The 24,832-nt window shown below is 57.5% G+C and carries 17 protein-coding genes; 7 read left to right on the plus strand and 10 right to left on the minus strand.

The genetic code is table 11. The annotated features are described in order from the left end of the window. Positions 1-357: 357 nt before the first annotated feature. Positions 358-3,603: a DUF6797 domain-containing protein gene (locus tag SH410x_RS18120; protein ID WP_473669582.1), complete on the plus strand. Its 3,246-nt coding sequence runs from the start codon at positions 358-360 to the stop codon at positions 3,601-3,603. A 51-nt stretch (positions 3,604-3,654) separates the two neighbouring features. Here the strand turns inward: SH410x_RS18120 and SH410x_RS18125 are convergent, their stop codons facing one another. The 3 genes from SH410x_RS18125 to SH410x_RS18135 form a co-directional block, all read right to left on the minus strand. After that, positions 3,655-4,773, minus strand: a complete 1,119-nt coding sequence (locus SH410x_RS18125; RefSeq protein ID WP_473669584.1) for an alpha/beta hydrolase family protein — start codon at positions 4,771-4,773, stop codon at positions 3,655-3,657. A gap of 154 nt (positions 4,774-4,927) precedes the next feature. Beyond that, on the minus strand, positions 4,928-6,439 hold the full coding sequence (locus SH410x_RS18130; protein ID WP_473669586.1) for a carboxypeptidase M32: 1,512 nt from the start codon (positions 6,437-6,439) through the stop codon (positions 4,928-4,930). A gap of 129 nt (positions 6,440-6,568) precedes the next feature. Then, positions 6,569-7,117: a hypothetical protein gene (locus SH410x_RS18135; protein WP_473669588.1), complete on the minus strand. Its 549-nt coding sequence runs from the start codon at positions 7,115-7,117 to the stop codon at positions 6,569-6,571. Between the two features lie 753 nt (positions 7,118-7,870). Between SH410x_RS18135 and SH410x_RS18140 the strand changes: the two genes are divergently transcribed. After that, positions 7,871-9,430 (plus strand): sigma-70 family RNA polymerase sigma factor, encoded by a 1,560-nt coding sequence (locus tag SH410x_RS18140; protein ID WP_473669590.1) that lies wholly within the window; start codon positions 7,871-7,873, stop codon positions 9,428-9,430. Beyond that, positions 9,430-10,911 carry a tetratricopeptide repeat protein gene (locus SH410x_RS18145; RefSeq protein ID WP_473677339.1) on the plus strand — a complete coding sequence of 494 codons (1,482 nt, stop codon included), beginning with the start codon at positions 9,430-9,432 and terminating at the stop codon, positions 10,909-10,911. The genes SH410x_RS18140 and SH410x_RS18145 overlap by 1 nt, the downstream gene beginning before the upstream one ends. A gap of 195 nt (positions 10,912-11,106) precedes the next feature. On the opposite strand, the gene SH410x_RS18150 is transcribed toward SH410x_RS18145, so the two are convergent. Together SH410x_RS18150 and SH410x_RS18155 are read right to left on the minus strand one after the other, a co-directional pair. Next, complete coding sequence (locus tag SH410x_RS18150) at positions 11,107-11,607, minus strand: hypothetical protein (protein ID WP_473669592.1); 501 nt, start codon at positions 11,605-11,607, stop codon at positions 11,107-11,109. 74 nt (positions 11,608-11,681) lie between these two features. Then, complete coding sequence (locus SH410x_RS18155) at positions 11,682-12,710, minus strand: DUF1559 family PulG-like putative transporter (protein ID WP_473669594.1); 1,029 nt, start codon at positions 12,708-12,710, stop codon at positions 11,682-11,684. Positions 12,711-13,200: 490 nt separating this feature from the next. Here SH410x_RS18155 and SH410x_RS18160 point away from each other — a divergent pair, with 490 nt between their 5' ends. From SH410x_RS18160 to SH410x_RS18175, 4 genes are all read left to right on the plus strand, one after another. Then, the gene (locus tag SH410x_RS18160) at positions 13,201-14,313 is read left to right on the plus strand and encodes a transposase (RefSeq protein WP_473669596.1); all 1,113 of its coding nucleotides are present in this window, start codon (positions 13,201-13,203) and stop codon (positions 14,311-14,313) included. Between the two features lie 564 nt (positions 14,314-14,877). Further along, the gene (locus tag SH410x_RS18165; RefSeq protein ID WP_473669598.1) at positions 14,878-16,062 is read left to right on the plus strand and encodes a prenyltransferase/squalene oxidase repeat-containing protein; all 1,185 of its coding nucleotides are present in this window, start codon (positions 14,878-14,880) and stop codon (positions 16,060-16,062) included. 148 nt (positions 16,063-16,210) lie between these two features. Beyond that, positions 16,211-18,028 carry a peptidylprolyl isomerase gene (locus SH410x_RS18170; protein WP_473669600.1) on the plus strand — a complete coding sequence of 606 codons (1,818 nt, stop codon included), beginning with the start codon at positions 16,211-16,213 and terminating at the stop codon, positions 18,026-18,028. A gap of 245 nt (positions 18,029-18,273) precedes the next feature. Next, entirely contained in the window at positions 18,274-19,716 is a 1,443-nt protein-coding gene (locus SH410x_RS18175) for a peptidylprolyl isomerase (RefSeq protein WP_473669602.1), read from the plus strand. A 19-nt stretch (positions 19,717-19,735) separates the two neighbouring features. On the opposite strand, the gene SH410x_RS18180 is transcribed toward SH410x_RS18175, so the two are convergent. From SH410x_RS18180 to SH410x_RS18200, 5 genes are all read right to left on the minus strand, one after another. Continuing rightward, positions 19,736-21,238 (minus strand): NfeD family protein, encoded by a 1,503-nt coding sequence (locus SH410x_RS18180; protein WP_473669604.1) that lies wholly within the window; start codon positions 21,236-21,238, stop codon positions 19,736-19,738. Between the two features lies 1 nt (position 21,239). After that, entirely contained in the window at positions 21,240-22,865 is a 1,626-nt protein-coding gene (locus SH410x_RS18185; RefSeq protein ID WP_473669606.1) for a TrkH family potassium uptake protein, read from the minus strand. Beyond that, positions 22,850-23,233 carry a response regulator gene (locus SH410x_RS18190; protein WP_473669608.1) on the minus strand — a complete coding sequence of 128 codons (384 nt, stop codon included), beginning with the start codon at positions 23,231-23,233 and terminating at the stop codon, positions 22,850-22,852. Before SH410x_RS18190 ends, SH410x_RS18185 begins: the two co-directional genes overlap by 16 nt. A 3-nt stretch (positions 23,234-23,236) precedes the next feature. Then, the gene (locus SH410x_RS18195; RefSeq protein ID WP_473669610.1) at positions 23,237-24,226 is read right to left on the minus strand and encodes an adenosine kinase; all 990 of its coding nucleotides are present in this window, start codon (positions 24,224-24,226) and stop codon (positions 23,237-23,239) included. Between the two features lie 100 nt (positions 24,227-24,326). Beyond that, a complete protein-coding gene (locus SH410x_RS18200) occupies positions 24,327-24,605 on the minus strand; it encodes a FliM/FliN family flagellar motor C-terminal domain-containing protein (RefSeq protein ID WP_473669612.1) in 279 nt (92 codons plus the stop codon). Positions 24,606-24,832 lie beyond the last annotated feature (227 nt).

A 24,832-nucleotide genomic window follows, 5' to 3' on the forward strand; every position in this document is an offset into this window, starting at 1 on the left:
AGGCTGCTCCGCAAGCACGGCGTGCCACATCCATGCGCCGTCCCCAGGGGAACGTCGGGGGCGCGAGCCGTCGATTTTGCCGAAAAATGGGATCACGTTAGACCAGCGTGGAGGGATTGTTCCATCCAGTCCATGGTGTCGCACTGCGGCCCATGTGTCGCCTGCGGCCCATGGTGTCGCCTGCGGCCCATGTGTCGCACTTGCGGCCCAGGGTGTCGCACTTGCGGCCCAGGCCAACCCTGCTAACGCGTCGCTGGATGACTTTCGATGTGGCTGCCGCTACGATAGATAGCTCGACGAGTTCTGCAGCGCTGATTTCCGGGCGTTGAACCGTTCCCGCCTCCGTGAGTTTTGTTGATGCCGAAATTTTTGTTTGTGCTGCTGCTGTTCCTGCCCACTCCTTGTGTTCTCGGTGCGGAGACACTTCGCCAAGCGGTGCCCTTGGTCAAACAGCTCGAGGCGGCGCGGCCCGAGTACCTGGCAGAGCAAGCGAAACAGCGAGGCGACGCGAAACGCGGGGCACTTGTGTTTTTTAAGTCGGCGGCAAATTGCGTGGGGTGCCACGCCAGTGGCTCGGACGAGTCACCTTTGGGCCCGAACCTCGCAAGCCTCGGCTCCCAGGTCACGGGCGTGGATGTTGTCGACGCGTTGCTACGCCCTTCCCAGCACCTCCAGCCCGGCTACGAGACTTACTCGGTCATCACGACCAGCGGCCAGGTGCACGTCGGACTGCTCTCACAACAAGCGGAGGAGTCCGTCACGCTGCGATTGGCACAGTCGCTCGACCAAGATTTCGTGCTCAGCAAAGATGACATCGAGGTGATGCAGAAGAACTCGAAATCCATGATGCCCGATGGCTTGATGGGCGCGTTGAAATCTCAGGCCGAGTTCCTGGATCTGGTGGCCTACGTGCTCGAAGTTGCCAACGGCGGCACCGAGGCAGCCAATCGCTTGCGTCCCTCGGCGGAACAATTGGCGGTCCGGGACGACTCAGCCAACCTCGATCATGCCGGTATTTTGGGACGCATGAGAAAGAGTGATTTTGAAGCGGGCGAAAGGTTGTTTCAGGGTGACTGTGCAAGTTGCCATGGCGCCAGCGGCGACACCCCTTCGCTGGCGACCGCCCGCGCCTTTGGAAATCAAAAACTGAAGTTCGGCTCGGATCCCTACCGAATGTTCATGACCTTGACTCACGGTAATGGACTGATGGCACCGATGACGTACCTCACGCCGTTCGAACGCTACCAGGTCGTGCACTACATCCGCGAAGCGTTTATGAAGGATCGCAACCCGGATTATTTTAACGTCGACCAGGAATACCTCGCGTCATTGCCCACGGGCACCGAGGATGGCCAACAGATTGAGGTGGTGGAGCGAGACTTTGGCCCCGCATTGGGATCCCAACTGCGCACGGACTTCCCCAGTGTGCTGAACATTGCTCTGGATGACATGACCGTTGCGTTTGACTTGCACACGATGGGCCTGGCCGACGTTTGGACAGGCGGCTTCTTGGACTTGAGCGAGACCCAACATATTCGGCCGCGGGGCGAAGGGACTGCCAACCCGGTGGGCGAATCGTTGCCGTCATTGGCGGCCTGGAAATGGGGACATCAGGGCGTACTCGATTACTCGCGTGAAGGCCTGCTGCCCAGAGGACCGCTGCCGCCGCGTTGGATGGACTATCACGGATATTATCTGTTTGGCCAGGACGCCGTCCTGAGCTACAGCATCGATGGACGTGAGATCCTGCACCGAGTGGAATCGGGCGGCCCGAACTCGTTGATCCATCACTTGGAAATCGCCCCTGGTCCGCCCTTAGTTCTGCGTGCATGCGAAGCCGCCGATGACACCGAGACAGAAATAACGAAATCGCTCGCAGTCGCCCGCTCCGATCCCTCACAGGATCAAGACCGTAGCCCCTTCACGGTCGCTGAATTTTCGGGTGATGTCGATGGGGTCGCGTGGCAGACCGATGGGCGCGCACCGTTTCAGCTGACGATTCCCGCTGGAGTCAACAAGCGAACGATTCACGTTGCCGTGGGGGTCGGCACGGGCGACTCTGAACTCGAACGCTGGCAACACGAAACCCTCGCGGCGACCCAGGCCAGCGACGCCACACCGCTGAGTGACCTCGTGCACGGTGGCGATCTGCGTTGGAGCCAAGAGCTGCATACCGTCGGTTATCCAGGACTGGAACAGACCGGCTATGCGTTGGACACACTGACACGTCCCTCATCAACACCGTGGAACACATGGTTTCGCACATCCGCCCTCGACTTCTTTCCCGATGGCCGCATGGTGGTGGCAACCTATGGTGGGGACATTTGGGTCGTTTCGGGAGTGGACGAACAACTGCTCGACCTGACCTGGAAACGCTATGCGAGCGGGCTATACGAGCCCTTTGGTGTGAAAGTCGTCGCTGGCGATATTTTCGTTACCTGCAAAGACCGACTCGTGCGATTGCATGATCTCAATGCCGACGGGGAAGCTGATTTCTATGAAAGCTTTAGTGCCGACACTGATGTTTCGGCAAACTTCCACGCATTCAATTTCGATTTACAGACCGATGATGAAGGCAACTTCTACTACGCCAAGAGCGGTCACGGCGCAAACTTTGCCCTGCCGGGGGCGGTGTGGAAGATCTCACCCGACGGAAAAAAACGCGAAGTCGTCTGCACCGGTTTTCGTTCACCCAATGGCATGGGCAGCATGCCAGGCTCCCGGATCACGGTCAGCGACAATCAGGGCCAATGGATCCCGGCTTCGAAGATCTGCTTGATCAAGCCTGGGGCATTCTTCGGCTGGGTGCCCACCTATTCGGCTCCGCCGAGATGGGCGCCCGACGGTGGCCAGATTGATATCACCAAAGTGGTGCCGCCTGAGACCTCAGACCAGCCTCTGGTGTGGATGCCGCAATCTTTCGACAACTCCTCAGGAGGGCAATTATGGGCCGGTGATCCACGCTTCGGTCCGCTTTCGAACCATTTGCTGCACATGAGTTTCGGCAAGGGCTGGATGTCGTACTTGATGATTCAAGATGTGGGTGAAACATCACAAGCGGCGATTGTTAAACTGCCGTTCGATTTCTCGACTGGGATCATGCGTGGGAGCGTCAATCCTGTCGATGGCCAGGTCTACGTTGCGGGCCTACAGGGCTGGAACGGCGGCGGGCGAGCGGGACTGGCCGATGGCGGTGTGCAGCGACTTCGCTATACCGGAATTCCCTCGCACATGATCACCGACGCGCGAGTCACTCCAGGCGGCCTGGAACTCGATGTCAATTTTAAAGTTGACGCGGATTCAGCGAACGAGGTTTCGTCCTTCGTCACCGAGCAGTGGAACTATCACTGGTCACGTGCCTACGGTTCGGACCAATACAAGCCCAGCACAGACGAAAAGGGAACCGAACCACTCGAGGTTACCAATGTGCGACTGGAACCACTGAGTCAAGGCTCAGTGGAGGGCACACGCATCCATTTGAGCACTCCCGCGATCCGCCCCGTCGACCAATTGCGAATTGTGATGCAACTGCGAGATGAGGACGGTGAGTCGTTTGAGGAGGAAGTTTACTGGACAATCCACGCGATTCCAGCAAGCGAATAGCGATCGGCGAGGGAGCGACAGTTCCAACGCACGATTGATTTGCGAGCGATGCTATTTCTCTGATTCGTCGTCGTTTGTCGTCAGCTCGACGGGAGCTGCCACCTGCCAATGGGCGGGCTCTCCCTTGCGTTGCATGGCAAGCCAGTTCAACGCAGCGGGAGCGACCATTTCATGGCCGCCTTGGAAGATCGTCACGCGTGTGTTGCCCGAGGTCTTGCGAAAGACCACCGGCCTCGTTCGGTACAACGGATCCGGCTGGGCAGGTTTGTATCCTGCGGGCAGTTTTTGATGCTCGTAAAATTCCTCGATAAACGCGGGTTCTAAACGGTCGGCCTCAGGCACCACTCGATTGAACGCATGGAGTGAATGCGTGAAGGGAACGCTGCCGCCTTGGTGACCGTCAGCGACACCAGCGTTGATGTCCAGATTCACATGCGCGGCGTTTTGGAGATAGGTGATCGCTGAGCGTTGGACACACTCGTCGGCGGCCTGTTCATCTTGATCGGGTTGTCCGCCCACGGACCGCTCGATATCGACTGCGTACTTTGCTTTTCGACCAACGCTTTTCTGCTGCCACCAGGCACGCAAATCAGAGATGGGTACCCATGCAGAGACTCCTGCCCAACGCTCGGGCGCACGTCCCGCCATCAGCAACGCCGCGTACCCGCCACCGGATTCGCCGACCAAGTAAATCCGATCGGGATCGACTTGGTAATGCGTCGTCATGAAATCCACGGCATCGAGGATGTCCTGGACCGCTTTTTCAGAACCACATGCATCGGGAGTCCAATTGGGGCCTCGGAAGTCCGGATGAATGAAGTGCCAGTCATTCTGGATGCACCAACGCGCATAGACCGGCTCACCGGCGACTTGGTCGTACCCTCCTGACCAGGTATGAAGTCCAACAAGCAGCGGACGTTTTTCCGTGCTCTTGGCGGTGCTCATCAGCATCGGTTGCTGTGTACCATCGATACTCGCGGTATAGCGAACGGTTTGGACGGCGTCGGGCCAGCCTGCGGGCGCCGGGCTCTGCGTCGAAGGTTGATCAACCGTCTGCGTCGAAGGTTGATCAACCGATGGTTTCTCAGCAAACGTCGAGTTGATGCTGAGGACGAGGCATGAAACAGCGGCACCCAAAAACAGCTTCAAACCAGTGAATTTCATCTTCATGACGCTTCTTTTTCAGATGGGTAAGCGGAAGAACGTGGGATCACGGTGAATGGGAATCGCGACCGAAAACGAGTTGATTTCGATTCGAATCGGTGCCGACGAGCAACCATTGCCCGGTCTTCCACACAGGCGGGGTGCATCGCCACGATTGGGACTACGCCAGGTCGTATACCACGGCGTAGCGCTGCCGCAGGCTGGTGATGAGCGGCTTGGCGGATAGCGGTTTCCCCGTCGCGTTCTGGACCAACTCGTCGGCGGTGTACTTGCGACCGTGGGCGTGGACGTTCTCACGCAGCCAATTCAGCAACGGTGCGAAATCACCTTGTTCGATGGATGTATCGAGACCACCGAGGGCCGTGTCGGCGGATTCGTAGAGCTGGGCGGCGATCAGGTTGCCCAGCGTATAGGTGGGGAAATAACCAAACAGGCCTGCGCTCCAGTGAACGTCTTGCAGCACGCCGTCGGCGGCCGAGGGGGGGCTGATGCCGATGACGCTGGTGTACCGCTCATTCCAAGCAAATGGCAGGTCGCTGGTCGACAACTCGCCCGAGATCAATGCCTGCTCGAGTTCGAAGCGGACGATGATATGCAGGTTGTAGGTCGCCTCGTCGGCTTCGACTCGAATCAACGAAGGCTGCACGCGACTGAAACAGGCGTGCCATTGCTCAGGCGTGGCCGTTTCAGAAAAAGTCTGGTTGATCAGTGGCGTGAAGCACTTCCAAAAGGCAAGTGATCGACCGACCAGGTTTTCCCACAGTCGTGACTGCGACTCATGCATCCCGAGAGAAACATAATTGCCCGGCGGCAGCCCGTACCAATCCTGGGGCAAGCCCTGCTCGTACATCCCATGGCCCGCTTCGTGCAACGTTCCGAACACGCTGCCGGGGAGCCAATCCTCATCGTAGCGAGTCAGGATCCGGCAGTCGGAAGGCCCCAAGGTGGTGCAAAATGGATGCGATGTCTCATCGAGTCGTCCGCGTTGGAAATCGAATCCAATTGCGGCTGCCAATCTCTGGGACAGCTTGCGTTGGCCGTCGACGCTGTACTTTTGTTTCAGCAATCGATCGTCGACTTGGCGTGGCGAGGCCGTAATTTCGCCGAGCAGTTTGACGAGTTCCTCGCGGAGCCCGGCAAACACGCGCGTCAAATCGTCCACTCGGGCATCGGGTTCGTACTGGTCCAGCAGGGCGCCGTAGGCGGATTGGCCGGGGTCCGCGAGCAGTTCACCGGCGCGACGCTGGAGCGTGATCATTTCGTCGAGCGTGGGCTGGAACTGGGCGTAGTCGTCGTTGCGACGGGCATCGTCCCAGCGAGCTTGGCCGCGGACGGTCGCGCTGGCGATCGCCTCCACGAGTTGCCCCGGCAAGCGCCGCTGCTTCTCGTAGTCCTTCCGCGTCAAGCGGAGGGTGGCTCCGATATCACTGTGTGGATCCGCCGCGGCGGACCACCCCTCCAGCTCATCGAGCCAACGTTCGATTTGGTCACTCGTCCGCATCGCGTGCGCCCGACCGCTAAGGTAGGCGACTTGCTCGGCGCGAAACGCTGTCGCCTGGGGTGGCATCATCGTCCGCTCATCCCACTGCAGCAACTCGGCGGCCGAGGCAACGAGGGCCGTTTGATGTAGATGATTACGAAGGGCGGCAAACGTTTGTGCGTGATCGGTCATGGGTGTTCGTTCGTTGCTGATTGGAAGGTGGCTGCTTCACTCTCCCCCAAGTGTCTCGTTGTCTGAGGGCAGCCCTTGGTCCTAAAATAAATGATGCCGGTGAGCGGCCCGGCGACTGCTGGGGGCGACTCACGCGGTGACGTTTTGAGCGCGCCGCCGCCACCCCGCGATCATGGCCACCACAAAGGCGACCGCTGCCAAGGCGGCAAAGCCGATCGTCTTGTGTTTCCAGGCTTCCTTTTTGAGTTCCAGAGTGCGGTAGTGCAGCGGGTTGGGGATGTCGACGCCAAATTCGATAATGTCCTCATACTCCCGAATCAATTGAGCTGAACTCGCCGTCTCATAATGTTCGGCGAAGGCATCGAGATGCCCTTGGGTGGTGATGGGAACCTCGGTAGTGGCCCAGTTCACGCCGCAGAAACCGGCCCCGAGGAGGCTAAGGAGGCATACCAGGCTTAGCGTGACGAACACCAGGGAGCGGCCGCCCGAGAGGCCCACGGCCGCGTTGGCCGCGGCGATCGCTTCACTGCTCTGGCCCGTCGTTGGCAGCTGGCGGAGCTCGCCAAGCTTCGGCACGCGGATGGATGCGTGGCAGGCGTGGCAAGCAATCTCGCCACCTGCCTTCGCAGTGGATACCTCGTTGGTTGCCTCGCAGTGCGGGCACGTAAGTTTGTACATCGTCGAACCTGAGCCAATTGGAAAAAAACACGCCGCCGGAAAAGGTCTACTTTTGGAAAATATTCTCGTCTACGTCCAGAAATTAGACGCAGCTTGGGTAGACCCGCCGTGCGGACAGACTACCATTGCTATGTGCTGAGGTTAACACACGACCAGTCGCTCCCGTCAGGTGGACTCACCCGACCGGACATTTGCAAATGATTCGCGACACTTAACACAACGAACTGTTGTTCGTCTTCGCGGCCCAAAGGGATTGGGTTCGCGCCACCCACCGGTACGTGGTTCCTCAGAGCAGCCAGGACGGCCCGCCGGAATAACCTGCGCCGACATCGCAGGTTGCGACGTGAACTGTATTTTTGGGGAATGTATCCTTTGAAAGTGGACTCGCGCCGGAAATTTTCCCGAGACTGCAAGTTCCCCGTAATCGGGAAGTCCAGCTAACCGGAATGTTTTTCCATTTCGCAAGGTACTTGGGATAGGCTAGTAAGCGGGTGGTAGATTGACATTACAAGAAGATGCTGTCGTCGGCAATCCGATCGGAAACTTTCGCTTGCACCCCCCCGCAGGATCAACCGACAGGACTCGCCAGGCACAAAGGTGAGCATAAGGGGCATTTTTTTGACGTTGGCCAGAATCACTCCTCGCTTACGACTAAACTCTCGCAACTTGACTCGTTTTACCGCTGCGGCCAACTAAACTCGCCACAACATCGCGAAATAAAATAGACATTTATACTTTGAAGGAGTTACTACTTTGTTCGATCCGATGATGGATGATTTTGACGATGTATCGGCGCAAAACACCGAAGTCGTCTCGCAAGGCTTTCGCAAACTTCCCGTTGATGACAATGAGGATGATAACGGCGTCAACGTCGCCGACCTCAGCGACGGCCAAGTTCAGCTGGAGAGCCCGGATGAACTGATCACGATTGATGAGTCGGAAACCTGGTCGGATGACCCCGTCCGCATGTATCTGACGCAGATGGGAGAAATCCCGTTGCTGACCCGTCGTGAAGAAATTGAACTGGCCAAGCGGATTGAAGAGACCCGCCGTCGCTTCCGCACCAAACTGCTCGAAAACCATTACGTTCTCGTCGAAGCCTACAAGACACTCAAGAAGGTCTACCGGGGGCAACTGCCGTTCGACCGGACAGTCCAGGTCAGTGTCACAGATCGTCTGGAGAAAGAGCAAATCGTAGGTCGGTTGCCGCACAACCTCCGCACCCTGCAGACGTTGCTTAGCCGCAACCGGCATGATTGGAAGGTGGCGATGAGCAAGAGCACCCCAGGCCGTCGTCGCGCCGAAGCATGGCGGGCACTCGCCCACCGTCGTCGCCGCGCCGTGAGGCTAATCGAAGAACTCGGTCTGCGGACCCAGCGAATCGAAACTCGAATCGGGATGCTGGAAAAATTCTCCTGCCGACTCGATGAGATCGATGCTCAGATCAGAGACCAGAAACGCACCAAGCATGGCCGCGAAGTTCGCGATCAATTGCTCCACGAACGTCGCCAAATCCTGACCGCCTGTCAAGAAACACCGACTTCGCTCCGCAATCGCTGCACCATGCTCGGCCGTGTCTACAGCGAGTACCAGCAAGCCAAGCGTGAACTCAGCGAAGGTAACCTGCGGTTGGTCGTTTCGATTGCCAAGAAATATCGCAACCGGGGATTGTCGTTCCTCGACCTGATCCAAGAAGGCAACGCCGGTCTGATGCGAGCGGTTGACAAGTTCGAGTATCGCCGCGGATTCAAATTCTGCACGTACGCAACCTGGTGGATTCGCCAAGCGATCACGCGTGCGGTTGCCGATCAAAGCCGCACGATCCGGATCCCCGTCCACATGGTCGAGACGATGAGCCGCGTACGCAACGTCGCTCGCACCCTGCTGCAAGAACTCGGGCGTGAACCTTCGATCGAAGAAACCGCACGCCGTGCCGATGTCACAATCGAAGAAGCACGCCGGGTGCTCACAATGAGCCGCTTCCCAATCTCGTTGGACCGGCCCGTCGGAAACAGCGAAGATAGCCAATTCGGTGACTTGCTACCCGACGGAACCGCCGAAAGCCCTCAAATTGGGGCCACCCAGGAGATGCTTCGGCAACGGATCACCGGTGTGCTGAAATCATTGTCCTACCGGGAACGTGAAATCATCAAGCTGCGTTACGGGCTGGGCGATGGCTACAGCTACACGCTCGAAGAAGTCGGACATATTTTCAAGGTGACCCGTGAACGGATTCGTCAAATCGAAGCCAAAGCGGTTCGAAAACTGCAGCAACCCAGCCGCAGCCAAGACCTCGTTGGGTTCCTAGATTGATGCCGTCCGTTGGCGAAGTTCTGCAGCAGGGCTGGCAGGTTCACCAAAGTGGAAACGTTGACGCCGCGATGCAATTGTATCGCGGCGTTTTGCGTCAGGTGCCTCATTCAGCCGAAGCGTGGGTGTATCTGGGCATCGGCCAGTTCGATGTGCGAGATTTCGAGGGCTCGGTTCAATCCTATCGGAAGGCCTTGAAACTCAAAGATCACTTCCCGATCGCATGGAATAATTTAGGCAATTCCCTGCGGATGCTCGGCCGGGTCGACGAAGCTGAACGCTGCTTCAAGAAATCGCTGATGCAGCAGCCCGGCTATCTTTCGGCGCTGAAGAATCGTGGCACCCTGTGGGTGTGGAACGGTGACGTCGAGCGCGGGCTGAAATGGTATGAACGCGGACTAGAGGTCGACCCCAACAACGCGGAATTACACCGTAACCTCGGCGTGATCTCGCTGCTGATGGGCGACTACCGAAAAGGGTTTGACGAGTTTCGGTGGCGCTGGCGGATGCCTGGCCTGAACCGATCCGCTCTGACGGCTGCCTGGCAGGCGGCCGGTATCAACGTTCCCATTTGGTCGGGCCAATCGCTCACCGGCCAAACCATCGTCATCTATCCCGAGCAAGGACTCGGTGATGCAATCCATTTCATTCGCGTGGCGGCGGCGTTGAAGTCCAGCGGCGCACACGTCATTTTCGCATGTCCCCCGAACCTCATCCCGCTATTCCGCACGGCTCCCGGAATTGACGAGATCGTGGCCGAGGTGCTCCCGAGCGAAACCGGCGGCGACGGCGTGGCCGCCGGCATGTCGATGCTCCAGGGCAGCCTCACGCAAGCGAGCTTCCAGGGTTCGCTATTAGAGATCCTCGACGGTCTATATCAACGTGACGGCCAGATGTACTTTGGCGACGACCTGTTTGCTGACGGGCAAACGGCCGAGAACCAAGGCTACCTCAGTGTTCCCGATGAAGTGATCCAACGCTGGAGATTGTGGCTGGCGGAGAATCGCAATCCATCGAGTGCAAATAAAAAACTGATTGGAATCAATTGGCAAGGCAATCGCCAGCACCATGCGGATGTGTACCGCAGCGTGCCTCTCGAGGTCCTTCGTCCCATCGTCGAAGCGGACGATCTTCAGATTGTTAACATGCAGTTCGGCCATGGCATCGAACAACTCGACGCGGCAAACTTCGCCGATTCGGTGCTGCGACTGCCTGCGTCCCTGGATCAGACGACGGGCAAGTTCATCGATACCGCTGCGGTTTTAAGCCACCTCGATGCCTTGGTGACGACGGACACCGCGATCGCGCACCTGGCCGGTGCGTTGGGCGTCCGGACTCACCTTTTACTTGGCCGCGTGCCGGATTGGCGATGGCTGACCGAAGGCGAGAGTACCGCCTGGTATCCAAACACGATCATCAGCCGCCAGACCGAGTTTGGCCATTGGCGGGAACCGGTTGAGCAGATTCTGCAGCAGCTCAAGTAGACCCCGATCCATCTTGTTCCCCAACTGCTTGAGTCGCACTGTCTTGGAGGCTCCGCCTCCCCATAAAAGTGGCAGCAGGCAGAGCCTGCGGCGAAGTGCGTTTCCAGGCTGAGCCTGGGCATGAAGTGATCTGCACGGCCAACGGGCCCAAGTGGTGCTGCCGTGCCTACGTTACGAGGGAAACGGGACAGCCCCTCAAATATTCAGTTCGATATGGTTGGGACCGCTCGCCGACACCTCAGCACTGAGTCCTTCGACTGTTTTCGGGCCACCCGAACTGCGTCGGCCCTTCTTCGGTCCACCGATTGGTTGCAGCGTTCCTTCGGCGGCCTCGGCACCTGCCAGTGCTGGGGGCGTGACAGTCGTTCCACCACGCTCACCCTCGACCCGGCCCCCAATCACCGTCACCTTGTGCTTATCGACGGCCGCACCAGGTTTCCCGGTGGAATATCGGAGTACAAAGTTTCCTTCCTGATCGGTCGTCCCATAGGATGCCGCACCCATCGTCGTCGGATAGAACTCGACCTGAGCATCGGCAACCGGTTTGCCTGCTTTCATCAGAGTTCCCGTTACTTCACTAAGGTTGGGGGTGTCGTCGTGCGAGCAACCTACACTCAGACAACTTACCAGCATCATCACGAAACTCGTGCTGGTCTTGAAAAGCGGGTTTCGATCAGACTTAGTAGGAACATTCATGTTTGGATCTTTCGGTTGGTGAAGGTCAATTTGCGTGCGTGAGTCCCACGCGGGATATGCGAATGGTGTCATGACTAGAAGTCTCCTGAGATCACTTCTTGGTCGGCGCGGTTTGTCAACAAACTCAAGATGTCAAACCGAACGTTTTCCGTCACGAATCGAACGGCTCCGTCGCCCATCACAAACTGGGCACCACCAATGTGAGCGGAGTTAATGATCGAGTGTCGACCGGGGCGACCGTACCAGTACGGACCGATACCGTGTGGGACGTAGCGACTTTCTGGCGGTGCGAAATTGATTCCCACACGAGTCGAGGTAACGTTCATCCAGTACCCTTCGGATGTGTTGCTCAGGTCGCCACCGCCACCGGACCAAGCACCACCCCACCAGTTACTTGCTCGTTGGTCGTAAAAATCAACTGTCCCATCGGCTTGTAACAGACGGATATTCATGCCTTGCTCGCCGACCGCAAAGGTATTGGATGTGCCATCGAGGATCGAAGCAAACTTGACTGCACCACGGTTATGGTTGTCGACAGCGACGATGACACCGTTGTAGTCACTCATGCCGTGGTATCCATTCCACTCCGAATTGGCTTCGTTGAAATCGCCGTTGATACCAACGTAGTTTGCCATTTGCACTTCGATCTGATCGGGTGCGCCCAAAGCTCGGGTAGCAGCACTCGTGTCGTCCACTCGCGTCGTCGGCAGCGGACTTGAAGGGCAATTGAACCCCGGAACGACTAGGCCGTCGTACACCTCCCAGTTCCGATTGATCCCCGGGTCTCGGTTCGAAAAATCGGTGCCCGAAAAGGTCGTTTTGCTGTACGCCGCATTTTGCTCAAGAAACGGCAAAATTCGCACCATCCAGGATGCGGGCCGATCATCGGGGCTCGTTTTGAGCATCGTTGCCGGCGGCATCGCATTGTACGAATCATGATACATGTGGATTGCCAATCCGATCTGTTTCATGTTGTTGGAACATTGCATTCGGCGGGCCGCTTCTCGAGCGGATTGGACTGCCGGCAACAGCAATCCAACCAACACCCCAATAATCGCGATCACCACCAATAACTCGACGAGTGTAAATGCGTTGCGACGCATACTTACCCCATGACGTACCATAACCATTTTCCTGAATTTTCAAAAAGCAATTTTCTTACGACGGCTGTCGAGCTGCTGCTCATCAAGGTGCCGTCCTTCGGAAAGTGAGATCGCAAAGCAGATGCCAGAGAAGCCGATAATGGCGTAGGCGACCGACCGAGACTCCTCAAACATACGTCAAAACGGGACTCAACCAAACAGACACGAGCAGATAGCGTGACTATCCACTCCTTAAGTGAACTTGCATTTTTTATTGAATTTCAGCTTTAAAAAAGCCGAGGCCGACGTGGGAGATGATCAACCGGGGCGGATGCCTCGCTGATGTGCACGTCCTGCTTAAGTTTCAGGCAGTATCTGGCCACCATTCGAGCCATTAGCCGAATCAAGGATGAGGGACAGAGCTTGACCGTGAGGTATTTGATTTATCCCAACAGGAGGTATATCCTGAATTAGGTGAGTTTGCCGGTTCTCTTCCCTCGAGAGGTGTGAGATGGTTCGCTTGGCGCGGAGTGAAGTGTTTGATCCTGATGAGGTGGTCATCGGGCATGTCATTTCAAGGACATGCCGTCGCTGCTACCTCCTCGGAAACGATGAGTTTTCCGGGAAAAACTTCGATCACCGCAAGGTCTGGATCGAAGAGTACTTGCAGCAATTTGCCGCCTGTTTTGGGATCGACCTGCTGGCGTTCTCGATTCTTTCGAACCATTTTCATCTGATTTTAAGATCCCGGCCCGATGTGGTGGCGACTTGGAACGATGAAGAGGTGGCGCGGCGGTGGTTGATGCTCTGTCCCCATCGCCGGAAAGCGGATGGTTCCCCGATGACGCCATCGCAGCCCGAGGTCCAATCGATTGCAGGGTGTCCTATTCGACGTGCCGAAATTCGCAAACGTTTGAGCAGTTTCAGTTGGTGGATGCGGTTGCTGTGCCAGCGTGTGGCAATGCGGGCAAATAGGGAGGAAGAGGAAAACGGGAGGTTTTTCCAAGATCGGTACCGGGCGACCCGGTTGGCCGATGAGGCCTCGCTGCTGGCCTGCGCTGCCTATGTGGACTTGAACCCGATCCGGGCAGCGATCTGCGAGACGATCGAGCAGAGCGATCACACATCGGTACAAAGACGAATCGGTGCGTTGGCGGAAGCGGTACCCGAGGAGAATCCGGGGCGGGTAGAAGACGGTGGCGGTGGGGAGACTCGGGACGGGCGGAGTCGTCGGCCGACAATGCTGGGCGATGAGTTTCTGTCGCCGCTAACGATCGACGAGGCATCGGATCCAATCGGTCCGTGTGCGAGCGAGTCGGGCAAACGGTGTAGCGACAAGGGATTCTTGGCGATGCCGCTGGAGAGATACCTGGAGCTGCTGGACTGGACGGCGAGACAGGTGGCCCCTGGCAAGAGTGGTTGCACGCCGAAGACGCTCTCACCGGTGCTGGTCCGCCTGGGGCTCGATGCGGAGACCTGGTGTGAAGTGGTCCGAGATTTCGGGAAGTTGTTCTGTAGCGTGGCCGGACGGCCTGAGTGCGTCGATTCGATGCGCTGTCATCGGACGCAGCGGCGGTATCATCTGCGCCGCCGAGCCCGCGAGTTGCTGACGGCCGCGGATTAGTCGCGACCCTCGATGCCTCCGAAGTGGTGGTTGCGATGGCCCAGCGATGAAGGTGCGCACCCGGTGGGCTGTTTGGGCACCTATTCGACGTCAATGGCGATTTGAGAACGAAAAAAGCACGTCTACCCAGCTGCTGGGAAGCTAGATCCGGCAGGATGCACCAAGCAAAATCGAATTCGATGCGTTAAAGAAATGCTCTGTCCCCAAATTTGCCAGATTTGGTTTCCAGATTTGTTTTTTAAAAATGCTCTGTCCCCATATTTGTTTCCTCCTGCTGAGTTCGGGTTGACCGGGGGCGGCGCGGAATTTGCTTTATGGAATGCGGGGGCGGTGAATTGGGGGGCCCAAGTTTTGCTGCAAATTGTGTTGCAGGGGGCGTTTGCCAAGATTCACTACCGCTGATTCGAATTTCAGCTGTGCCGATGGGCTCGCCGGCCAATCGACGTTTCACGATCTGTGGCGAAAAAACCACCGCGTGGTGACAAATTTCCGCCGTGGCCGGCGTCAACTTTCCGTTTTTCTACTCCGAACCTTTCAACGAACATGAACATGCGATTTCACCCGATGTCTCCTCTCCTGCTTGCCCTCTGGATGCCAGTGCTAGCCGTCATTCCTGTGGCGCACGCGGATTCCCCGGCCGCGGCTGCCACGGCGAATCCGCAAACCGCCGCGAGCCTGGATGCGAGAATTGACCGGATGGCCGATCGCGGAATTGAATTTTTGCGGACTCGTGGTCAAAGCGATACAGGAGCCTTCAGCGGAGCAACGGGTGCCGCCGTGACGGGCCTGTGTGTTCGTGCGATCCTTGAGCATCGTCCCGCCGCAGTGAAGACCGATCCCGTCGTCAAGGACGCGTTGAAGTTTGTCGAGTCGAAGGTCCAGCCCGATGGCGGTATTTATGAAATCGGTTCCAAGCACCGTAACTATGAGACATCGACATCTGTGCTGGCACTCGTTGCCGCGAAAGAAGCCGGCGATCAGGCCGACCGCGAATCGCAGCAGAGATACGACAGCATCCTGAGCCGGGCTGAGGTATTCCTCAAGGACATTCAGTGGGACGAAGGCGAAGGCCTCACGCCCGCGGACGCTGCCTATGGCGGTGCGGGCTACGGCAGTCATTCGCGGCCTGATCTTTCGAATACCTCGTTCATGCTCGATGCACTGCATGAACTGGGAAACGATGCTGAAGACGAGTCGATCCAGAAGGCGCTGCGTTTTATTGCCCGGACGCAAAATCTCGTTCCACCGCAAGGAATTGAAGACGTCAACGACACCCAGTATGCCGACGACGTGAATGATGGTGGTTTCTACTACACGCCTGCTGCGGGCGGGCAGAGCCAAGCTGGCGACGCTGCGGGCGGTGGGCTGCGGAGCTACGGGTCGATGACCTATGCCGGGCTGAAAAGCATGATCTACGCTGGCCTGACCCCCGAAGATCCCCGTGTCGAGGCGGCACTGAAGTTCATCCGCAAAAATTACGCTCTGGACACCAACCCCGGCATGGGCCCGCAGGGGCTGTACTACTACTACCACACGTTTGCCAAGGCACTCGATGTGGCGGGCATCGAAGTCATCGATGTCGAAGGTGGTACGGTCCATGATTGGCGGGAGGATCTCGTCAACACGCTCGAGGCATCGCAGCAAGACGACGGTTCGTGGGTGAACCGTCAGAGCGATCGCTGGATGGAAGGCGACCGGCAGCTGGTCACTGCGTATTGCTTGCTGGCCCTTGCCCATGCCAAGAAATAGTCAAATCCGACTTGAGGAAAAATTCGGATTTCTCTAAAGTTCGCGTGATATAGCCGCGATTGCGTCACGGTGGGCTGAGATTCGCCCATCGCCACGGACAGCAACCGGCTCGATCCATCGCACCGCACGGATAAAGGAGTGTCCGCATATGTCGACCTTGCTCGAATTCTATACACGATCATCGCAACTGTTCTCTCGACCGAGCTGCAGCTTTCGTCGATCGATCGGAACGGTCGTGTTGGCAGTTACCGTCGCCGGCAGCTTCCTCCCCCGAGTCGACGCGGCGGAGTCTTCTGTCGTCGCCGTCGTCAACGCTGACCCGATCAGCCGCGATGCGTTGGCCACCGCTACGCTTGAGCGATACGGGGCCGACGTGCTCGACAGTCTCGTCAACCGACACTTGATCATGCAGGAATGCAAACGTCGCGAGATCATCGTGACGACTGAGGAGGTGCGTGCCGAAATCATCCGCGTCGCCAAAAAATTTGCCCTTTCGGTTGACAGCTATCTGCAGCTGCTAAGAGAAGAACGCGACATCACGCCGGACCAATACAGCAACGAAATCATCTGGCCGATGCTGGCACTCCGCGCCCTCGTCAATGACCAAGTCGAAGTCAGCCAAGACGAATTCAACCGAGCGTTCGTTTCCCAATATGGTGAAGCGGTCAAGTGCCGGATGATCATGATTGGCGACCAAGGCAAAGCAAACCAAGTGTACTCGCAAGCCAAGGCGAACCCGAACAGCTTCGTGCGACTGGCCAAGGAATACAGTGAAGACGAAACGAGTGCCAGCGTCGGTGGACTGATCCCACCGATCCGCCGGTATATGGGTGACTCGCGATTGGAAGAGGCTGCATTTGCGCTCGGCGACGGTGAGATCTCGCCTATCATTCAAATTGGTGACCAATGGGTCTTCATGCAATCCGTTCGACGAATGCCCGCGAGCCAGCCGAGCCCGCAGGCCCTCCCGATCATCAAAGAGCAGATTAACGATCGGATTCGCGATGAAAAAATGAAGGGTGCCGCTTCGGCGTTGTTTGCCAAACTGCAAAAGGAGTCCCAAGTTGTCAAAGTGCTGGGAGATCCGGCCGCGGAAAAACAATATCCGGGCGTCGCTGCCATCATCAACGGACAGCAAGTCACAATCGCATCGGTTGCTGCGGAGTGTGTTAAGCGCCACGGCGAAGCGGTCCTCGACGGCGAAATTAATCGCAAACTGCTGGCGCAAGCACTCAAGAAATCTGGCAAAACGGTTTCGCGGCAAGATATTGACGAAGAAATCAGCCGTGCCGCGACCAGTTATGGATACGTCCGCGAAAATGGCGCCGCAGATGTGGAGGCATGGTTAGAGGCCGTCCTATCTCAGGGCCAAACCACTCGTGAACTCTACGTGGAAGACTCGGTTTGGCCGAGCGTCGCACTCAAAACGCTGGTTGAAGACAATGTGAAACTGACCCCGCAAGACGTCGAGCACGGGTTTGCATCCGCGTTCGGCCCGCGTGCCGAAGTCCTGGCCGTTGTGCTTTCGGACCAACGCACCGCGCAGAAGGTGTGGGAGTTGGCACGGGACAACCCTACGGATGAGTTTTTCGGCCAGCTTGCTGAGCAATACAGTATTGAACCAACCTCGGCGAGCAATTTTGGCAAGGTACCACCGATCCGCAAGTTCGGCGGTCAAGCGGCCATCGAAAAGGAAGCTTTTGCGATGAAGCAAGGCGAGCTCAGTGGAATCATCGCCACCGGCGACAAGTACATCGTGATGCGGTCCCAAGGATTCACGAGCCCTGTCGTGGATGATATCGATGCCGTCCGGGGAGAACTGGAACGTGACCTACTGGAAAAGAAGATCAATATCGCCATGGGGCTGAAGTTTGATGAACTCAAACAATCCGCGGAAATCGATAACTTTTTCGCCGCCACAAAAGAACAGCCTCGCGTCGCCACGCGACCTGATGCCCGCCAGTAGACGGTCGATGCCGTCGCCCAGGACGATGCTTCCAAGCGACGCGTCCCATCTATTCTGTTAAGTCTCCCCGGTTCTGAGTGGGAGGCTGGGTGGCCACTCGGAGACGAGTGGTTTGTCTGTTCAGAGGTTTCCGTAGGCGGCTTTGAAAACGCGAAGGGGGCAAAACTCTTTTGCCCGGGCCTGCGTATCAGCCCGGTGAGGACCACTTTGGCCTCTCCTGCTGCCCCTCGAACCCTGAATTGCCAGTGTTTACGTCGTCCTTCCGTCAAGCTTCCACTGTCCTTGATTTCCGCAGCTTCTCTCTCGCAAAAATATCACCTGCGGCCTTGATGCAGTGCGTTGTTCTTGCCTGCGTCTTCGTTTTGGCTCCTGTGGGGGCGGCGCAAGAAACCAATGCGACCGCGGAATCCGATCCCTCGGCAGCAGCGACGGTTGAGCAGACGGCAGGCGGCGCGTCGGCGGGCAACCAGCAGGACAGCGACGCCGCATCGTCCGACGATATCCGCGACGACCCCCAGGAACTCAAGAAGGCGATGGAGACATTGCCGGAGGATGTTCGCAAAGAAGCTCAGGCCGCGTTGGATCGCTTCCAGGAAACTGGAAAAACACTCGCATCGGCAATGCTGGCGCTGCGAAGTGATCAGCTTCGATATCGCAATGGGTTAGATCAATCGCACGAGGCAACGGTGCGTTTTCGCGAGCAACGCACGCGAACATGGCAGTTGATGCAGCAACAGTTCACCAACGCGCTCGAGGTGATCCGGTTCTTGCCTAGCCTCGAGGCAGCGCGGTACCTCGTCACGATGGTGCAGCATCGTTTGCAAAATGACATCTATGATGCGGAAACCTACGAGGCGGCCGCTCGCATGCTGGACCTGGGGCAGAACTATGAGTTTCTGTTTATCGCAGCGGCGCGTTCCGCGATCGTTACGGGAGAGTTCGAAGCAGCCAAGAAACTCTACGACGTCTTGAAAGACGAGGGGCTGGAGGATGGCGATCTGCGTCTGAAGTACCAGCTCGAGGTTCTGGAAAAGCAGTACGATCAAGAACAGGCGGCGATCGAACGCACGGATCCTGATTCGTTGCCCCACATCCGAGTCGAAACAACCCAGGGCGATGTTCTCATTGAGCTGTTCCCTGACGCGGCTCCCTCGGCCGTCGCCCACTTTCGGAAACTCGTCAAAGAGGGCTTTTACGATGGCTTGGATTTCTCGGTCGTCTCGCAAAACCTGTTGGCGCTGACTGGAGATAATAGCGGCGATGGACGTGGAAATTCCGGTGAGTTCCTCATTGATGAACATGGCGGAGAGGAATCCCGACATGGCGTTCGCGGGTCCGTCGTGATGGCGAAGCTGCCGATTGGCGAGGGGAAATTCATCGAAAATTCGGGCAGCTCGCAGATCGCCTTCCTCTATCTTCCCATTCCTGCGATCTCAGAGTCGCAATCGGTGATCGGTCGGGTGATCGACGGCATGGACGTTATCTCAAAGCTCCGGCGAGTCGATCCCACCGAAAAGACAGAACAGAACCAAATTCAATTGCCACCCGACGCGGTGTTGCGAGCGGAGATCGTCCGCTATGGCGACGAGCTACCCGATCCCAAGTACGTCGACATGCAAGCCGAAATTGACAAAGCGATCAAGGCAGGCCTGCTGAAGCCACGGAACCCTGACGCCCAGCAGCAGTGACACGATGACGCCCGTTCGATTAAACCAATCGCACGACCACACGGGTGCCTTGCTTGGCGATCACCCGTACATGCTGGCCTGACTCGATGTAATCGCCTTCGCTGGCGACGTCGACGAGCATGTCATCAACCTGAATTCGTCCGCCGGGATTCAGTGGCGAGACGGTCGTGCCGGTTTGCCCAATTTCGACGCGTTGCCATGCGGGAGCCGATTCGGTGAGGAAGCCATCCTCGGGCGCGATGTCAGCCTGGAGTGTTAAACGGCTCAAGCCAGGGATCTGGCCCATGTAACTGGTGATGAAAAAGATTGCGACCAGAAACGCGAGGAAAGCACCGAGCACCGTCAGCAAATCATCACCCAACGCCACCCAGTTAACTTCGCCACCAGGCATCACAACGTGCCCCGACGCCATCACCAGCGACCCGACAGTCAACGCGAGACCCAAGATTCCAGCAACCCCAAACCCGGGGATCACAAATACTTCGGCGGCAATACATAGCAGTCCGATGACGAACAGCAAGACTTCCAGCCAGCCCGACGTGCCACCTAAAAAGCGGCTCCAGAAGAACAGCCCAAAGCACAGGAGACTGATCAAGCCGCCCGCCCCTAGCCCCGGTGCACTGAGTTCGACTGCCACTGCGATCAGGCCTGCGAGTAGCAGCAGGAACGTGAAGAATTTCATGTTGAGTAACAATACAAACGCGTCGACCCAACTGCGATGCTCCTCCGGGATGGGCGACTGCACGTTGAGCACGCGTGCCAGATCTTCTTTACCGGAGACGAGCTGGTCGGCGATCCCCAGTTCCACGGCGCGACGACCGTTGGCAATGAAAAACATGTCTTTACCAGCTTCGCGTATGGGCTTGCCGACCTCCCAGTCGCCGGCGTTCTTCAACGCTGCGAGTTCTTTATCAGAGAAGAATTTCTTTTCTCCGGTGATCTTATTGGTAACGCGGTAGACGATCATGTCCTTGTCCGTCATCTTTTCTGCGAGCGCCACGGAACGCCCGGTCGCCTCGGCAGTGTCTCGCGCCCTCTGAGCCAAGACGCTGCGACTCTTGGCCTCGGTGTAACGAAAAGCACCGTCTTTGCCCATCACGATCTCGCCGGCGTCTCCGATCCGCGCATCGGGCTTCATCAAGATCGTATCCATTGACAGCGCCAGCAACGCCGCACCGCTGATCGCGTCTTTTCCAATGTAGGCGACCGTCTCAACGTTCTTGGCGCCGCGTACCATATCCATCAACTCAAACGTCACCATCGTGGATCCACCAAGTGAGTGAATGTCAAAGATGATGACATCGACACCGGACTCTACGGCGGCCTTGAATTTGCGTTTGAGCAACTCACCGCTGCGCGGATTGATGCCTTCTTTAAAGGGCAGAATCACGGCGGTGCGCTTTGTCGTGGCGTCTGCGTCGGCCGGCTTAGGAATCTCCGCTTGGACCGTCCCCCGCATGAGACACGCCAGCAAAACGAGCGTCACGGGAATCGACATCCATCGGAAATTCTGAATTAACATCTCACGCCCTTCGCCAAAACGACGGTACGAATAATAATAGCACACTAAAAATCTCAACCCGTCCGAGCACCATCAGCCACACGAACAGCAACTTCGCCCCCTGGCTGAACCCGGCGTAGTTGCGGGTCGCCCCGACCACCCCCAACCCGGGGCCGATGTTATTGAGCGTCGCGGCGACCGCGCTCGCACAATCCACTAGTTTGTCATCGAGTGTGCCTTTGAGCAACTCTTTGCCCTGTTCGGATTGGTTCGCCACGCTACTCTCGACCACGCCCCAAGTCGAATTGGGCTCAAACGTGACCAACGCGAGCCAAGAGACCACGAAGATCGCCAATACTAAACAAAAGTACAGAAGAATATTGTGGGCGAGCGTCGGATCATCGACGGCTTGACCGCTAATCCTTAAAGGCCGGATTACCCTCGGGCGGTGGGCGCGCTCCATCTCCAATCGCAGGATTTTGCAGAACAAAACGATCCGAATTACTTTCAGACCGCCCCCCGTGCTGCCCGCACAACCACCGACAAACATCAGTAGCAGCAGAATTCCCCGTCCAAAGTTATTCCAATGGTCAAAATCCGCGGTCCCGTACCCAGTCGTCGTGATCACCGAGACGACTTGAAACAGCCCATTGCGAATCGCCGAGGCGAGTGTGCTGAAACCCTCGTCGTGAGCTCGCATGCCAAAGAAAACCACGCCGGCGGTGACGATCGCGATGATACCGATATAGGCACGAAATTCGGCGTCACGCAGCATCCGCCGCGGTCGCCCGATCAGGCTTAGGTACAGCAGCGTGAAGTTGGTACCGGCGAGCACCATGAAGGCGATCGTGGTCGATTCAATCAACGGACTGTCGAATCCGCCGAGGGACCGGTTGTACGTACTGAAGCCACCCGTCGCCATCGTGCCGAATGCGTGGCAGAGCGAGTCGAATGCGCTCATCCCTTCGAGAAAATAGATAATCGTCAGCACGATATTCAGTCCGACGTAAATGGCGGCAAACACCAGTGCGGTGTGCTGCATCCGGGGCATGCTGCCGTCTTTGGTCGGTCCCGGCATCTCCGCCCGCATCATCGCCTTGCCAGCGGACCCCTGGCCGAGGATAGCGACGAACAACACAACAATCCCCAGTCCGCCAAGGAAGTGCGTCCACGACCGCCAGAACAAAATGCAGTGAGGGACCACCCCGGGAGTTTCGAGGTCGGTCAACACGGTCGCCCCCGTGGTACTGAATCCAGACTGTGATTCGAACATCGCCTCAATGAATGTGATCGGCATCCCAATGGCTGTCTGAGTGCCGCTGAGGTAATACGGCAGAGCTCCCAGGATCGTCGCACAGACCCATGACAAGCCCACAATGGCCATGGCCTCCTTGCGAAACAGGTGACTGCCCTGGCGGTGGCTGCGACCGAGAAAACGGAACAGGAAACCGACGCCGAAGCACACCGCCATGCTGGCCAAGAGACCGTAGGTCGCCCGTTGCTCGAATGCGGTAGCCGGCGGCACGTGGGTGCGTTCGGCCATCGACGGGAATGCAAAAGGAAAGCTAAAACTCATCGAGGCACCGATGAGCAAACAGATCGTTCCGAGAAATCGCAGCAGCAGTGGGAAGTTCAAGAGGGGCGCCACCCATACGTCTCGGCCAACGAGCCGCAGACGATGTTCCTCAGGTCTTGCAATCGGATCGGTTTGCGTAAAATCCGGTAGGCTCGCATCCGCGCCGCTTCTCGCTCGATTGCCTCATCCATCATCGCGCTCATCAAAATGGCGGGAATTCGCAGGGGGCGGCCCGCGAGTTCTCGGATGACCTCGATGCCGGTCAACCGAGGCATGTGAACGTCCACCAAAACCAGATGAATCGACTTTCGATCAATGACGGCAAGTGCCTCCTCACCATCACCGGCCTGATGCAGATTCAAGCCGCGGTCGGACAATGCATCACACAGGGTTCGGCGAAACCCGGCGTCGTCATCAGTGATCAGAATGTTTGGAACCATGGATCATACGTTGGTCAGCTCACGGACTTCGTCGCTCGTGAACGGGGTTGCCAGCCGGGCACCGAGTTGTCCGACGATCCGAGCGGCGGCATGCGAAGCGAGGTGCCCGGACTGCTTCCATGATAGTCCATTGGTGATGCCATATAAAACACCACCGGCGTACATATCTCCCGCTCCTGTCGTGTCGACGGCCTTGACACTGACCCCCTCGATCGGAATCGCCTCGCCCCCGTGCATCAGCAGCGATCCCTGGGCACCGAGCGTCATGGCGACATTTTCAGCGGATTCATGGATTTTGCTCGCGCACGCAATGGGATCCGTCAGTCCCGTCAGGCTCATCGCCTCCTCTTCGTTGCAGAAGAACAGGTCAACGGGGCCACGAATCAGGTCCCAGATTTCGTCGCGGATCATGTTGACCAAGAAGGGGTCCGATGCCGTGAAGGCGACTTTGACGTTGTTTTTCTTTGCCAGTTCCATCGCCCGGTAGGCGGCCGCCTTCGTCGTTTCACCGGTGAACAGGTAACCTTCGATGTAAACGTACCGCGCCGCTGCGATGGCTGCTTCGTCGATATCGTCAGCCGATAATTGCGATGACGCACCGAGATTCGTCAGCATCGTCCGCTCAGCATCGTCGGTGATCAAGATGGCGCAGGTGCCCGTGGGCGAGCCTGGCAGCGGTGCCACGTCGATTGTCACGCCCAAAGCCCGCAGATCCTGCAGGAAGAACTCACCGGTCTCGTCATCGCCAATTTTGCCAACGAACGAGGCCCGGCCTCCAAAATCCGCCACTGCTGCAATCGTATTGGCTGCCGAGCCGCCGGCACAGCGATTCAACGAGGGGACATCAAAGTTGGCCAAGACACTGGCTTGCCGCTCGTCGTCGACCAGTGTCATGATGCCTTTCTCGAAGGCGAGTCGCACGAGCAGCTCATCATTGACTTGGGCTTGGATGTCGACGAGGGCATTGCCGACGGCGTAAACGTCGTGGGTCATGGTGGGTGACTGAGAACAGAGGAAAATCGCAGGTAACTCGATCGTGAGATCGATGACTGCGGCACAGAATGCGGTCTCAGCCCCGTCAGGGCAAGTGGGGCTAGTTCGAGGCCGGCTTCGACACCAACATTTCGCGAATCCGAACACCGAATTTGTCACCGACCTTGACCGGTTCAACCGCTCCTATCGGCTGGCCACCGATCGACAACCGCAGCGGTTGGTCACAGCGGGTTTCCAAGAGCAGGATTTCCCCGGGAACCAGCGACAGCAGGTTGCCAAGGGATTGCTTGCATTCGGCCAACGTCACGGTCACCGGCGCTGTCACGCTCAGCAATCGCCTCTGATAGTCGGATGGTGACGGTTTTTCGGATTGTGTCATTTTTTCAGGCCATGCCTCCTCGATCAGGTATCGAACCGAGAAGCCTCATCGCTTGAGTCAAACCAAGCAAACCCAAGTCGCCTTTCGAAGGTGAATTCACCAATCATTTCGAATCGCTGGAACGCTCGCCAGTGCGTGAGTTGTCGCTCGACGCGTTCAGAATTGTCGACCGCGGAGCGTTTGACGACAAACTCAGACCGTCATTTCCCGCTCGTTCTTGCCCGGGC

This window comes from Rhodopirellula sp. SH410, from assembly GCF_055811895.1.